The sequence below is a fragment of the Streptomyces sp. NPDC013157 genome (genome assembly GCF_042899865.1).
GTDB lineage: Bacteria > Actinomycetota > Actinomycetes > Streptomycetales > Streptomycetaceae > Streptomyces.
In genome coordinates this window covers 54,328-68,523 of record NZ_JBIBAK010000024.1, presented here as the reverse complement: position 1 = coordinate 68,523, position 14,196 = coordinate 54,328, and the positions used below count along the sequence as shown (strand labels likewise).

Annotated in this window: 10 protein-coding genes; 5 read left to right on the top strand and 5 right to left on the bottom strand. The window is 73.9% G+C overall.

Annotation, left to right across the window (positions count from 1 at the left end):
- Positions 1-2 precede the first annotated feature (2 nt).
- The 4 genes from ACFY6U_RS46745 to ACFY6U_RS46730 all read left to right on the top strand — a co-directional run bounded on the left by ACFY6U_RS46745 (position 3) and on the right by ACFY6U_RS46730 (position 7,069).
- Entirely contained in the window at positions 3-3,482 is a 3,480-nt protein-coding gene (locus ACFY6U_RS46745; protein ID WP_390048452.1) for a DUF5682 family protein, read from the top strand.
- Complete coding sequence (locus tag ACFY6U_RS46740; protein ID WP_390048450.1) at positions 3,479-5,299, top strand: hypothetical protein; 1,821 nt, start codon at positions 3,479-3,481, stop codon at positions 5,297-5,299. Before ACFY6U_RS46745 ends, ACFY6U_RS46740 begins: the two co-directional genes overlap by 4 nt.
- Positions 5,300-5,463: 164 nt before the next feature.
- Positions 5,464-6,342, top strand: a complete 879-nt coding sequence (locus ACFY6U_RS46735; RefSeq protein WP_390048448.1) for a LuxR C-terminal-related transcriptional regulator — start codon at positions 5,464-5,466, stop codon at positions 6,340-6,342.
- Positions 6,329-7,069: a class I SAM-dependent DNA methyltransferase gene (locus ACFY6U_RS46730; RefSeq protein WP_390048446.1), complete on the top strand. Its 741-nt coding sequence runs from the start codon at positions 6,329-6,331 to the stop codon at positions 7,067-7,069. Before ACFY6U_RS46735 ends, ACFY6U_RS46730 begins: the two co-directional genes overlap by 14 nt.
- 16 nt (positions 7,070-7,085) lie before the next feature.
- Here the strand turns inward: ACFY6U_RS46730 and ACFY6U_RS46725 are convergent, their stop codons facing one another.
- Genes ACFY6U_RS46725 through ACFY6U_RS46705 form a run of 5 tightly spaced genes read right to left on the bottom strand, consistent with a single transcriptional unit; the run spans position 7,086 to position 12,354 of the window.
- A complete protein-coding gene (locus ACFY6U_RS46725; protein ID WP_390048444.1) occupies positions 7,086-8,267 on the bottom strand; it encodes an MFS transporter in 1,182 nt (393 codons plus the stop codon).
- On the bottom strand, positions 8,245-8,727 hold the full coding sequence (locus ACFY6U_RS46720) for a GNAT family N-acetyltransferase (protein WP_390048578.1): 483 nt from the start codon (positions 8,725-8,727) through the stop codon (positions 8,245-8,247). Before ACFY6U_RS46720 ends, ACFY6U_RS46725 begins: the two co-directional genes overlap by 23 nt.
- A gap of 59 nt (positions 8,728-8,786) precedes the next feature.
- Positions 8,787-9,983, bottom strand: coding sequence for a type III PLP-dependent enzyme (locus ACFY6U_RS46715; RefSeq protein WP_390048442.1), 1,197 nt, complete (start codon positions 9,981-9,983; stop codon positions 8,787-8,789).
- On the bottom strand, positions 9,980-11,299 hold the full coding sequence (locus tag ACFY6U_RS46710) for a DUF6271 family protein (RefSeq protein WP_390048440.1): 1,320 nt from the start codon (positions 11,297-11,299) through the stop codon (positions 9,980-9,982). Before ACFY6U_RS46710 ends, ACFY6U_RS46715 begins: the two co-directional genes overlap by 4 nt.
- On the bottom strand, positions 11,281-12,354 hold the full coding sequence (locus ACFY6U_RS46705; protein ID WP_390048438.1) for a phytanoyl-CoA dioxygenase family protein: 1,074 nt from the start codon (positions 12,352-12,354) through the stop codon (positions 11,281-11,283). Before ACFY6U_RS46705 ends, ACFY6U_RS46710 begins: the two co-directional genes overlap by 19 nt.
- A gap of 281 nt (positions 12,355-12,635) precedes the next feature.
- Here ACFY6U_RS46705 and ACFY6U_RS46700 point away from each other — a divergent pair, with 281 nt between their 5' ends.
- A complete protein-coding gene (locus tag ACFY6U_RS46700; RefSeq protein ID WP_390048436.1) occupies positions 12,636-14,147 on the top strand; it encodes a glycoside hydrolase family 3 protein in 1,512 nt (503 codons plus the stop codon).
- Positions 14,148-14,196: the final 49 nt, after the last annotated feature.

Here is a 14,196-nt window from a genome sequence, read left to right as displayed (position 1 = left end):
TCGTGTCCGACTCCCCCGAGGCGGCCCTCGCCGCTCTCACCGACCCGGCGGGGCCTTACCTGATCGGCGTACGGCACCACGCGCCCTCCCTGGCCGCCGCCGTCCCGGCCCTGCTGGACGCGGCGGACCCGGATGTTCTGCTCGTCGAGCTGCCCGCGGAGCTGCAGGAGTGGCTGCCGTGGCTGGCCCACGAGGAGACCCGGGCCCCGGTCGCCCTCGCCGCGGCACCGGCCGACGGCAGCGGCGGCCCGGCGTTCTATCCGTTCGCCGACTTCTCCCCCGAACTGGCGGCGGTGCGGTGGGCCGCGCGGAACGGTGTGCCGGTGGTCGCCTGCGATCTGCCGCTCGCGGATCGGGGGTGGCGGGAAGGAGAGCGTGCTCCGCAGGGGCCGGGTCGGCTGTCCGGCGCCCTGCGTTCCCGGCTCACCGGCCGGCCGGGCGACGACCTCTGGGACCGGCTGGTCGAGGCCGCCGCGCCCGGCTCGACACCGGAGGCACTGCGGCGGGCCGCGCTGCTGACGGGGTGGGCACTGCGGGCGGAGTCGGCCGTCTCGGAGGTGGACCTGCGGCGGGAGGAGTGGATGCGGTCCCGGGTGGCCGAGGCCACGAAGAACGGTGCGCGGGCAGCCATGGTGGTGGGTGCCTTTCACACACCGGCACTGCTGCGCCCCGTCAGGGGGGCGGGGCTGCATTCGATATGCGGCTGCCGCCGCGTGGGCGCGACCAGCCCCCACCCACCCGCACCCGAATGGACAACCTCCCTCATCCCCTACACCTACGCCCTCCTGGACGAGCGTTCCGGCTACCCGGCCGGAATCCGCGACCCCGAATGGCAGCACATGGTCCTCGAAGCGGCAGGTGAGCCCGGCGCTTTGACGGACATGCTGACTCGCGCGGCCGTCCGGATCTGCGCCGAACTCCGCGGTCTCGGCCACCCCTCCGGCCCCGCCGACGCCCGCGAGATCACCCGCCTGGCCGGAGACCTCGCCCGCCTCCGCGGCCTCCCCGCCGCGGGCCGCGGCGAGTTGGTCGAGGCCGTCCAGACCGTACTGGCACAGGGTGAGCCCTACGGCAGGGGCCGGGCGGTGGCGAGAGCGATGGAGAACGTCCTGGTCGGCACCCGCGTCGGCCGTCCCGCGCCGAAGGCGCCCCGCAGCGGTCTCGCCCCGGCCGTGGAGGCCGAGCTGAGCGAACTCGGCCTGCCCGGCCCCGCGGACGGCGGCACCACCCGGGACCTCCGGCTCGACCCCCTCCGCTCGGATCTCGACCGGCGCCGCGAACTGCTGCTGCGCCGCCTGACGTTGTGCTCCGTGCCGTACGCCGAGTCCACGCCGGTGACCGGGGCGGGCGGGGCCGACGCGCTCACCTCGCGCTGGGAGGTGCGCTGGACCCCGGCGACCGCCGCGATGCTGACGGCGGCCGGAGTCCGCGGGGTCACCCTGGCCCAGGCGGCCGAGGGCCTGCTGCGCGAGCGGAGCCGCAAGGAGCGGGACGCGGGCGGCCCGACGGCGGCGCAGGTGCTCGACGGCCTGGAGCAGGCGGCGCTCTGCGGCCTGGCGGGCCTGGTCGAGGAGCGGCTCGGCGACACCGCCGAGGTGCTGCCCGACGCCGGTACGCTGCCCGAACTCCTCGCCGGCCTGGCCCTGTTGGACCGGCTGCGGACCGGTCACATCGCCGGACTGGACACGGACGAGGACCGTACGGCCGGGTCCGGCGCCGTGGCCGGGCTGCTGACGGCGGCCGCGGTGCGCCAGGTCGACGGCCTGACCGGCTCCGAGGACCCGGCCGACGCCCACGCCCTGCTCGAACTCGCGCACCGCGCCGACCTGGCGGGCGGCATCCGGCTCGCCGACGCCCTGGCCCGGCTGGCCGCCGGCGGATCCCCACTGATGCGGGGTGCCGCCGGGGCCGTCCGCGTACTGCTCGGGCAGGAGGATCCCGGAGCGTTCGGCGACCGGGTCGCCTCCTGGGTGGACGGGGCGGCCGACCCGGAGTCGCGGTTGGCGCTCACCGCCCGGCTGACGGGGCTGCTGACGGCCGCCGGGCGGCTGCTGGAGGCGGCGGCACCGGCGTTGGAGCCCCTGGTCGAACGGGTGTCGGACCTGTCCGACCAGGACTTCCTGGCTCGGTTGCCGGCCCTGCGCGGCGGTTTCGACACGCTGAGCCCGGCCGACCGCGAGCGGCTGCTGTCCGGGGTCGAGGAGCGGCTCGGCGTCGACCGGGTGGCCGACACCGGCGCGGTCGACCCGGCCGCGCTGGCCACCTGGACCCGCGCGGACCTCACCGCCCGCGAATCCCTGCGCACGCTCGGCCTGTTGCCGCCGCCGCGCACGCACCCGGAGTCCGAACCGGACCGGGCCGCGGCGGCCCTGCCGGGCCGTCGGCTGGCCCCCGCCGACCGCTGGCGTCTGCTGCTCGGCCGCCGCGCCGATCAACTCCCCAAGTCGGCACGCGCCTTGGCGACCGCGCTGGACGAACTGTACGGCTGCGGGCGCGGCGAGGGCAGCCGGGGCGACTTCGGCGGCACCGGCGGCGGGCGCGAGGCGTCGTATCCCGGGGTGCGGGAGTGGTCGCAGGAGCTGGCGGCCCTGTTCGGGCCGGGCATCCGGGAGGAGGTGCTGGCGGCGGCCGCCGCGACGGGACGTCAGGACGTGCTGGCCGAGCTGGATCCGGACAGCGTGCGGCCCTCCGTGGACCTGCTGCGGTCGGTGCTGCGGCACGCGGGCGGGCTGCCCGAGGCCCGGCTGGCCGCGCTCCGCCCGCTGGTCCGGCGCCTGGTGGACGCGCTGACCCGGGAGCTGGCGACCCGACTGCGCCCGGCGTTGCACGGTACCGCCCTGCCCCGGCCGAGCAGGCGCCCGGGCGGCGGCCTGGACCTGCCGCGTACGCTGCGGGCCAACCTGGCCACCGCCCGCCGGGCGGCCGACGGCACCGTCCGGGTGATCCCGGAACGCCCGGTCTTCCGGACCCGGGCCCGGCGCGCCGCCGACTGGCGGCTGATCCTGGTCACGGACGTGTCCGGGTCCATGGAGGCGTCGACGATCTGGGCTGCGCTCACCGCCTCGGTGCTGGCCGGGGTGCCGACCCTGTCCACGCACTTCCTCGCGTTCTCCACCGAGGTCATCGACCTCACCGGCCACGTCGACGACCCGCTGTCGCTGCTCCTCGAGGTGAATGTCGGCGGCGGCACCCATATCGCGGCCGGGCTGAGGCACGCGCGCGAGCTGGTGACCGTGCCGTCCCGCACGCTGGTGGTCGTGGTGAGCGACTTCGAGGAGGGCTATCCGGTCGGCGGGCTGCTCGCCGAGGTCAGGGCGCTGGTCGGGGCGGGCTGTCAGGTCCTGGGCTGCGCGAGCCTCGACGACTCGGGGCGGCCCCGCTACTCCACCGGCATCGCGGGGCAGCTGGTCGGCGCCGGGATGCCGGTCGCAGCCCTCAGCCCGCTCGAACTCGCCCGCTGGGTAGGGGAGAAGATCGCATGAGCACGGAACGGGAACTGCCCGCCGTCGCCCCGGCCGTGACCGCCGAGCTGGTCGCGGCCCTCTCGCCCCGGTTGCGTAAGCGGCTGGACGCGGGCATCGCCAAGCTGGCGGACCGGCCGGTCGCGCGCGACGGCGACACCGTGCGCGTCACCGTCGACGACGAGGGCTCCGAGCTCGAACTGCACGCCCCCGGGGGCGTCGTGGCCGACGCCGCGGCCATCCGCTGCGGCTGCCTGCTGGCCCCGGACTGCCTGCACCGCGCGGCGGCGGCTTCGGCGGCACCGGTGGCCGACGTGGCGGGCACCGCCGAGAACACGGAGAACACGGGGACTGCGGAGAGCGCACAAGGCGCGCACGACGCCGCGGGCGTGGGGACCGCCGAGCAGTCGGCGCCCCTTTCGGGCGACCGTGCGGCACCCGTCGTGGACGAGTCGGCGACACCCCCGCAACGCGCCGCCGCGCACGCCGTTTTCGATGCCGTGGCCGCCGTGCTCGACGCCGGTACGGACGGTTCCGGTGCGGTGCTCCAGGCGGAGTTGCTGCGGGCTGCGCACACCGCGCGCCTCGCGGGTCTGCCCCGGGCGGCCGCGGCGGCGGTCTCCGTGGTCACCGCGTTGCGCGCGGCCCGCGCGGCCGACCCCGCGTTCCGGCTCGCCGAACTCGTAGGCGCCGTGTCGGAGGCTCTGTTCGTGGCCAACCGTGTCCCGTACGCCTCGGGTGCCGAGCTGGCCGGATTGCGCGGCACGGTGCGGCAGCCGTACACACCGGACGGTTCGCTGCGGCTGTACGGCCTGTTCTCGGAGCCGGTGCTCACCGCGAGCGGCTATGCGGGGGCCGTCACCTGGACCGCCGACGCCGGGGGGCGGCTGTACACGGTCTCGGACGTGGCGCCGGGCGGCGCGGGCCGGGCGGTGGGCGCCGCCGACCGTGCCGTACGCATCGGGGACACGGCGCTCACGCACCGCGAGTTGGCTCGGGCGGGGCTCGCGGTGTCGGGGGCGACGGTGTCCCCGACCGGCCGGCTGGGCGCCGGCGCGGGGGTACGGGCGGTGCGCGCGTCCGGGGCGGAGTGGCGGGCCGAGCCTCTGGACCGGTTGTGGGCGGTACCCGTGGCCGAGCAGGTCGGGCGTGCCCTGAGCGGCGGCCACGATCTGCTCTTCCTGGAGGTGACACTGGTCGGCGCGGTGCGCGAGGCGACGGGCGACTGTCTGCTGGCCGACTGCGGCGGTGTGCCGTTGCGGCTGACGGCGGCGCACGACCATCCGGCGCTCCCGCACCGCGACAACCTGCGGCTGCTGGCCGCCGCGCGAGGCAGCCGGCTGCGGGTGATCACCCGCCTCGTCGCGGCCCCGCACGCCCGCGCCCAGCTCCTCGCGACCGAGCACCCCACGAGCACCGGGAGCCGTGCCGACCTGGGACTGGACCGGCTCCGGCACGCGGACCTGCCCGCTCCGGCGTCTCCGCCGGCCTTGTCGGGTTCCGCACCGACTGCGCCGGCCGGCGTGGTGCGCACGCCCGACGAGGCGCCCCTGCACCTGCTGCGCCGCCGGATCGAGCAGGCGGCCTCGGGCGGGCGGCGCGTGCTGGCCTTCCCCGGCGACTCCGCGGCCGACGCCCGCCGTCTGCACCAGCACGGCCTGGGCACGGCCGGCGATATCCTCGACGCGTTGCTCGCCGCGGCCGCGGAACGCTCGCGCGACGCCTTCGGCCGTCTCCTTCCGGCGGACACCGGCCGGTTCGCCCGGGCCTGGCTGACCGCGGCGCGCTACACGGACGAGGTCGACCGGGTGCTCTGTGCGGCCGCCTGGGGCGGATGACCGGGCACGACGGCGACCGGATGCGGGCCGCCGCTCCCCCGTGCCGGCGGCCCGTGTGACCGGAGCCGTCCCATCCGGTGCCGGTGCCCGGTTGAAGCATGCGACACCCGGCCGTCGCCTGGGTATGCGTACAACTGCGTAGGTGCACGAGCGGAGAGGAACACGTGGTACAGGGGCTGGACAGGGCCTATGAACGCCTCACCGAACTGGCCGTCGCCGCGCTCAGCGAACGCGAGCCCGAACGGCTCTGGCCGCTGCTCGCCGACGCCGTGACCGGCCTGTGCGGCGGGGAGACGCTGATCTACAAACTGGACGACTGGAGCGAGGGGAAGGGCACGCTCGGCCTGTCCCCCGCTGCCGCCGACGCGTTGGACCGGCTCGGCGGCGAGGCGCTGGGGGTGCTGCGGTCCGGCTACCCCTTCGCCCACCACTACGCGGCCGGCCTCGGCCGTACTCCGGTGACGGCCCGTCGGCTGGCCGGCCGGGCCTGGCCCGTGAGCGAGACCGCGCGGGTGCTCGGCGACAGCCTGGACCTCGACGAGGTGCTGGCGCTTCCGCTGCCCGGCTCGGTCGCACCGATCACGGGCTGCCTGGTCTACCGCTCCGGTGCGGACTTCACCGACGACCACGTGCGGATCGCCGAGCGCGCGCAGCCGCTGCTGGCGGCCGTCGAGCAGCAGCGCCGGCTGCTGGAGCAGTGGCGCCGGTCGGCCGCTGCGCCCGGCGAGGCGGCGGAGAGCGCGGCGGACTGTGCGCTGACGCCCCGGGAGCTCACCGTTCTCCTCCTGCTCACCGACGCCCTGACCGCCGACGCGATCGGCCGCCGGCTGGGCATCTCGGCGCGCACGGTGCACAAGCACGTCGAGAACATCTACCGCAAGCTCGGCACCCGCGACCGCCTCGGCACGGTGCTGCACGCCCAGCGGCTGGGGCTGGTCCCGACGCCCGGTCCGGCCGGGGCCGGAAAGCGGCCGGTGGCCGGGAAACCCGGTGGACATCGTCGTCGTCCGCCCGGCACAGTGACCGCTCGTGACGACCAGTGAGCTGTGGAGCCGGGCCGAGGCCGACCGCTACGACGGCGAGGAGACCGAGATGTCCTCGGCCGCCGTGCTCGGCCCGACCGTCGACTTCCTCGCCGAACTCGCCGGAGACGGCCGGGCCTTGGAGTTCGCCATCGGCACCGGACGGGTCGGTGTCCCGCTCCGGGAGCGCGGGGTGCCGGTGGCGGGCATCGAGTTCTCCGAGCACATGGTGGCGGTCCTGCGGCAGAAGACCGACGAGGAGACACTGCCGGTCGTGGTCGGGGACATGGCCACGGCCACCGTGCCCGGTGAGTTCGCCCTGGTCTTCCTCGTCTACAACACCATCTCGAACCTGCTCACCCAGGACGAGCAGGTCGAGTGCTTCCGCAACGCGGCCCGGCATCTGCGGCCCGGCGGCCGGTTCGTGATCGAACTGGGGGTGCCGCCGCTGCGGCTGCTGCCGCCCGGCCAGGTCGCGGTGCCGTTCGACGTCTCCGCGGGGCATCTCGGCTTCGACACCTTCGACCTGACCGAGCAGATCCTCGTCTCGCACCATCTCACCCGCGACGGCGAGGACGGCCGCTACCGCCGGAACGCCTCCCGGCACCGGTACGCGTGGCCCGCGGAGCTGGACCTGATGGCCCGGATCGCGGGCCTCGCGCTGGAGCGCCGGGTGGCCGACTGGGACGGCTCGCCGTTCACCCAGGACTCCACGAAGCACATCTCGGTGTGGCGCAAACCGGAGTGACCGGCCCGGACACCGGTCAGCCGCTCACCGGCGTCCACTGGATCCGGGTACTGCACAGGGAGACCACGACAGCCGCCGCGGCGACGACTCCGAGGCCCCACACCAGGCTGCTGGAACTCGCCACGAAGCCGATGAGCGGCGGCCCGGCCAGCAGGCCCGTCGTGCCCATGGCCGCGACCAGGGCCAGCGCCTCCGAGCCCTGTTTCGCCGCGGCGACGTAGACGCAGGGGGTCACCGCCGCACAGCCCAGTCCGACGCAGGCGAACCCGACGAGCGCCGCCGCCACTCCCCCGCTCAGCAGGGCGAAGGCCAGCCCGGCGGCGGCCAGGGCGCTGCCGAACAGCACGACGCGGCCGTCGCCCCAGCGGCTGCGCCAGCCGTCCGCGAAGAGCCGGGCCAGGACCATCATGCCGGAGAACACGGCGATGCCCATCGGCGCCAACTCCGCGGTCGCCTTGGCGACTTCCCGCAGGTAGAGGGCGGACCAGTCGTTCATGGCGCCCTCGGTCACGGTGCCGAAGGCCATGGCGCAGCACATCCAGAGCGTGACCCGGGACGGCAGGCTCCATCCGGTACGGCTCGTGCTCTGCTTCTCCTTGTCCTTGTCCTTCTCCGCCGCGGGAGTCTCGTCCTCGAGCAGACCGGGGCGCGCCAGGGCCACCAGGAGCACGAGGACGACCGCGGCCACGCCGAAGTGCGCCGCGACCGAGGAGGTGGCCGCGTTCATGCCGGAGGCGAGCAGCGCGGCGAGCAGGGAGCCGGCGCTGAACGTCGCGTGCAGGCGGGCCATGGTGTTGCGTGTGTACCGGGTCTCCAGGGCCGTTCCCTGTGCGTTCATGGCCACGTTCAGGCACCCGACGAACACGCCGTCGGCCACCATGACCAGCAGGGCGACCGGATAGTCCGGGGCGAGCGCGAGTGCCAGGAGCAGCAGGGTCAGGCAGAGGGCCGACAGCAGTGCCAGCCGTGCCGAACCCAGCCGTCTCATGAGCACCGGCACCAGGGGGAACGACGCCACGGCGCCGATACCGGCCGCCATCAGCAGCACCCCCACCTCGGCCGCGGTCAGCCCGAGGTCCGCCTTGACGGCGGGGATCCTGGAGGCCCAGGTGGCGTACTGGAAGCCGAGGGAACAGAACAGCGCGGCGATCGCCACCTGGCTGCGCTGGAAGGGATCACGGACAGGGAACACGCGCATCAACTCGCTTCGTCGGCTCGGCCGTCGTACGGGACATGTAGACGGCGTTCGCGCCGTATCCGTCCGGGGAGATCCCGGGGTGGACGGTGAATCCGCGTGCCGACCAGAACGGTTCGCTGCGGCCGACGGCGATCAGCGAGATGCGTTCGAATCCGCGGGCGGCCGCGGTCCACGTGAGGTGGTTCAGGAGACGCCGTCCCAGCCCCCTGCCGCGCAGCCGTTCCACCACGACGAGGTCGTGCAGGTGCAGGTTGCGTGGCGGGAGGGAGGGGAACGCGGGCTGCTCCGCCCGTTCGAGGTCGGGGTATCCGAAGGACGGGTAGGGCAGTGCCAGCACGTAGCCGGCCGGGCGGGGGCCGACGTCCAGGACGAAACACGTCTCCGGCGAGGCGTCCGCCCTGGACCGCAGGGCGGCACGCCCCTCCGAGAGGCCGAGTTCCGCGTAGGCCCGGGCTTCCATCGCGGTGATGGCGTCCCAGTCCGCCTCGGTGATGGGGCGTATGCGTACGCCGTCGCCGCTCACGGCTGTTCTCCGCCGACGCAGGTGTACGGGAGCGGGGCGAAGCCGTTGAAGCCCTGGGTCGTGTAGCTGATCGCGTAGGCGCCGCTGGAGAGCACCCAGACCGGGTCGCCGGAGGCCAGGTTGCGGGGGACGTGGACGAGGGCGTGCCCCTGGGGGTAGGCGTCGTCGCTGTCGCAGGTGGGCCCCGCCAGGACGGCGGGTAGGCGCTCGGAGTCGTGGTCGGGGTGGGTCGGGAAGACGAGCGGGTACTGGAGCGCGTCCATCTCGTAGAGGCCGTTGAACTTGCCGCAGCTGAGGTAGAGCCAGTGCTGCCGTTCGCCGTCCGGCCGGCGTCGCTCGGCCAGGCGGGCCACGTGGGCGCGGACGGCCCCGTGGTCGGCGACGAGGTGACGTCCCGGCTCCATGACGAACGAGAGGTGTTCGCCGTGGACCTTCCTGAGATGCCGCATCCCCTCGCGGATGACGGCGAAGATCTTGTCCAGCGGCGCTTCCAGGGGCAGGCCGTGCCGGTCGAGGTAGCCCAGGGCCGGCAGTCCGCCGCCGAGGTTGACGTGGTCCAGGACGATCCCGCGCCTGCCCAGGGCGGTCAGGACGTCCGCCAGGCACTCGACGGCGCTGTGCCAGGCGTCGGCCGTCATCTGCTGGGAGCCGACGTGCACGGACAGACCGGAGGGTGTCAGCCCCAGCCCCTGGGCCGCCTCCAGGATCCGCACCGCGTCCGCGGGCGAGCAGCCGAACTTGTGGCTCAGTCCCCACAGCGCGCCGTCGCCGCTCGTCGCCAGCCGGCAGAAGACGCGGGCTCCCGGGGCGTGGTCCGCGATCGCCGCCAGGTCTTCGACGCTGTCGGTCGCGAAGTCCCGGACGCCGAGGCGGTGGGCGTCGGCGATGTCCCGGTCGGACTTGACGGTGTTGCCGTAGTGCGTCCTGCCGACCGGGACGCCCGCGCGCAGCGCCTGCTCCAGTTCGCGGGGGCTCGCCCCGTCGACCCCCGCGCCCTCGCTCGCGAGGCAGCCGAGCACCTCGTCCACGGGGCAGGACTTCAGGGCGAACCTGACGTCGACGCCGGGCAGTTCACGCCGCAGTGTGGCGTAGCCGCGCCGGATTCCGGCCAGGTCGATGAAGATCCCGTCCTCGGTGGCGCCCGCCAGTGCGGCGAGCAGGGGCGCGGAGGCGTGGGCCGTGGTCGCCGTCACCGCTGCGGCCCGGGTGTCCGGGGTACGGACGTGCGGCGGGCCGCGCCGACCAGCGGCTCCCACGCCTCCGTGAGCAGGGCGAAGTCCTCGATGTCGCCGCGTGCTTCGTCCAGGAGGCGTTCGCGGCGCCCGCTCAGGAGGTCGGCGGACTCGGCGTAGCGGCCGCCGAGTTTCCGGTACGCGGTGTCGAGGACGTCCAGCCGGTGGACGTTCTCGCTCCGGTCGAGTCCCGCGCTCTCCCTCGCCAGCCGGGCCACGACGGATGCGCGCACCCGCCCCTGCGCGTCGAGCAGCGACTCGCCCGCCCGGGCCATGTGCTCGTAGACGAAGTTGAAGTAGAGCATCGACAGCAGGAACTTGACGAAGCGCAGCTGGTACGCCGTGAACCCGGAGTCGGTGCGGCGTTCGCCGGTGTAGTAGTTGACGATGTTGCGGTTGTGCAGGACGCCCGGCAGCGCGGCGTCGTGGACCAGGTGGATCAGGAAGTAGTCGCTGCCGATCGTGTCGGTGGCGGGCGGCAGGGGCACGTGTTCGTGCACGCCGTGGAAGGCGATGTTGCACATGTCCACGCGCATGGGGTCGACCACGGTCAGGGTGGCGCGGTCGGCGGTGAAGGCGTCCGTGCCCGCGCCCCGGAAGGACTCGTCGACGAGTTCCCTCTTCTGCTCGGGCGACCAGTGCACGGGGGCCCACAGAGCGACCATGTCGTGGTAGACGTCCGGGTCGATGCGGAGTATCTCGCCGATGTCCACGGACAGTTCGCCGACGAAGGAGCTGCCGACCATCGCCACCCGCCGGTCCATGCGGTCGGCGGCGAGTGCGGTCTCGGTGACGTGGCGGGCGGCGTCGGCCGCGCGCCTGCCGAGCGAGAGCAGTTCGTGGTGGACGGGGAAGAGGGGCTCGCCGTCCAGGGACTGGTACCGGCTGTCGGAGTCCCTGCGGTGCACGGACTCGCAGCCGAGCGCGGCGGCCAGAAGGAAGGCGCGGTTGGTGCAGGCGCCGTAGGACACGCCGGCCGGCAGCATCAGGTCCAGCAGGAGGTCGGGCTTCGTGACAGCGGACCGGTCGATCGCGCGTCGCAGGAAGTCCCGCTGCCGTGCCTCGTCGAGGTGGTGGACGACGATCCGCGGGTGCTCGGGTATCCGGCGCACGGCTTCTGCGTGTTCGGCGTAGGCCGGCGCGGCGCAGGAGTCCAGGATCAGGAGGTGCACCTCGGCGTCGAAGTGCCGGGCGGCGTAGGCCGCTTCCTCGGCCAGGGCCGTGATCGTCGCCGCGCAGGGCCTGTTGGTCGGCAGGGTCAGGCAGATTCGGCGCATGTCTCTTCTCCGGCCGGCCGCTGCGCGCCGTCGAGGTCCGCCCCGGTCCAGGACGTGAGGCCCAGCAGTCTGGCCCCGAGGTCGTCGAGCGTGGCCCTGCCGTACCTCAGGGACTCGTGCCGTGTGGCGTCGCCCAGCAGCGTGGCGTTCCAGTCGGGCGTGGCGAGGGTGCGCCAGGACTCGACCCGGGAACGCCGGAGCGCGTCGTGGGACTCCAGCGCCGGCATCATCGACAGGTACTGGACCGCGCGCACCGTCCGCTCGGAGGTGTTCGGTGCCACGCCGTGCGCCAGCAGGCCGTTGAAGATCAGCAGGTCGCCGGCCTCGAGCTCGGGTCGCACCACGGGGAAATCTGCGCGGTCGATCCTGGGCCGGATCGGGTCGCGGTCCTCCGGCTGGAACGCCTTCCACTGGTCGAACCGCTTGAACAGCTCGGGGCAGCACTGGAAGCCGCCCAGTTCCGGCCTGGTGTCGGTCAGGGCGATGATCCCCTGGACCCGCTGCGGCAGCACGCCGAGCGTGGTGTCGACGTCCCAGTGCAGCTCGATGTCGAAGCCCTCGGCCGTGCCCGGGATCAGCGCCCGGTCACGGTTTCTGATGTTGGGCGGGTTCAGGTTGAGCCGGTCGAGCGTCACCCACAGCTCTTCGCAGTCCCAGACGTCGACGAAGGCGTCGTAGACCCGGCGGGTCTGGCGGCTGTCCCAGATGAGCTGGTGGTGGTAGGCCTCGACGAAGCCGTAGATGTGCAGGTCCCGGTCGAGGTCGGAGCGGTACTCGCGCTCCTCGTACCAGGTCTCGGGGCGTTCGGGGTCCAGTCCCTGGAACTCCCAGGCGAAGTCCAGCAGTTCGCGGGCCGAGGTGGCGGGGATGGCCTGCTTGACCACCACGTAGCCGTACGTCTGCCAGAAGGCGAGGTCCTCCTCGGAGAGGACTCGCAGCGGGCGGGTCTTGGTCAGGTCCCGCAGGGGTGTCTGGGCGAGGTAGGTCTCGCCGTCCGAGCTGAAGTAGGGGATGTCCGAGGGGGCTCGATGGAGATAACGGTCAGTCGTGGGCATGCGGTGCTCCACACCTCGATATCAGGTACCGGCGGCCCGACCGGGTCGCCAACTGCGCGGAGTGAGGGGCGGGGACCGTGCCGGCAGGGTCACTGCACCGCGGGCCACACCAGCCCCTCTTCGAACTCGCGTACCTCCAACTTGGACTAGACCAACTCTTCCTGTCAAACATCGCAGTTGAGGGCGCGTTTCCGCCAACAGGGCACGTTCCGGGCCCACTTGACACGTGCGGTTAGCCTGACGGAGACGCATTGGTCTGTACCAACAGGAGGGCGCACGCTATGGTCTCCAGCAAGCACAGCAAGGAGTTGCGACGACTGGCGCGCTCCGTCCTGCAGCCGGGATTCGTGGGCACCGAGGCCCCGGACTGGGTGCTGCGCGAGATCGGTGACGGGCTGACCTCGGTCGTGCTCTTCTCCCGCAACATCGTCACGCCCGAGCAGGTGGCGCGCCTGACCGGGCAACTACGCGCGGAGAACCCGGAGTTGATCATCGCGATCGACGAGGAGGCCGGCGACGTCACCCGGATCGAGTCGGCGACCGGCTCGACCCGGCCGGGCAACTTCGCACTCGGCACCGTCGACGACACCGAGCTGACCGAGGCCGTCGCCGCCGATCTGGGCCGCCAGCTGCGCACGGCCGGCGTGAGCCTCGACTACGCGCCGAGCGCGGACGTGAACTCCAATCCCGACAACCCGATCATCGGGGTCAGGTCCTTCGGCGTCGACGCCAAGGTGGTGGCGCGGCACACCGGCGCCTGGATCCGGGGGCTCCAGTCGGCCGGTGTCGCCGCCTGCGCCAAGCACTTCCCCGGCCACGGCGATGTGGCCGTCGACTCCCACCACGGGCTGCCCGTCTACGAGGCCGACCGCGAACGGATCGCCGAGCAGGCCCTGCCGCCGTTCCGGGCCGCCGTCGACGCGGGCGTCCGTGCGGTGATGAGCGGCCACCTGCTGGTCCCCGCCTACGACCCCGACCTGCCCGCCACGCTGAGCCGCCGCATCCTGGAGGAACTGCTGCGCCAGGAGCTCGGGTTCGACGGCATCATCGTCACCGACGCCATCGAGATGGGCGCCGTGACCGGCCGTTACGGGATCGGCGGGGCCACGGTCCGGGCCGTCGCCGCCGGTGCCGACGCCGTCTGCGTCGGCGGCGAGAACGCCGACGAGGCCACCGCCGGCCTGCTCGTGAACGCACTCGCGGACGCCGTCCTGGCGGGCGGCCTCCCGGAGGAGCGGCTCGCCGAGGCGAGCCTTCGCGTGCGGGAGTTCGCGGTCTGGTCGGCGGGGCTCAACCCGGCCGGAGCCGCCGTCTGGGACGCGGACGGCATCGGCTTCACGGCGGCCCGCCGCGCCATCCGGCTGACCGGTGCCGTACGGCACGCCCTGCCCCTGGTCAACGCGCCGCACGTGGTGGAGCTGGTGCCCACCACCAACCTCGCCATCGGGAAGGAGACCCCGTGGGGCGTGGCCGCCCCGCTGGGCGAGCGGCTGCCCGGGACGACCTCCGTCCGGGTGGGCCACGAGGAGCTGCTGTCCCGCGCCGGCACCCTGGAGACGCGGGCGCTAGCGCCCGCGTCGGGGCGCCCCCTGGTCGTGGTGGTGCGCGATGCCGCCCGGCACGCGTGGATGGCGCAGGCCCTCGCGGAGCTCGTCGCCGCCCGGCCCGACGCGATCGTCGTGGAGATGGGCCTGCCGGGCACCGTCGTCCCCTCGGCCGCGCAGATCTTCACGCACGGCGCCACGGCCGCCTCCGGGGTGGCCGCCGCAGAGGTGCTGGCGGGTGCCCTTTAGTGCAGACCTGAGTGCACCTTGGTACGGACCTGAGTGCAACGTCCGTACC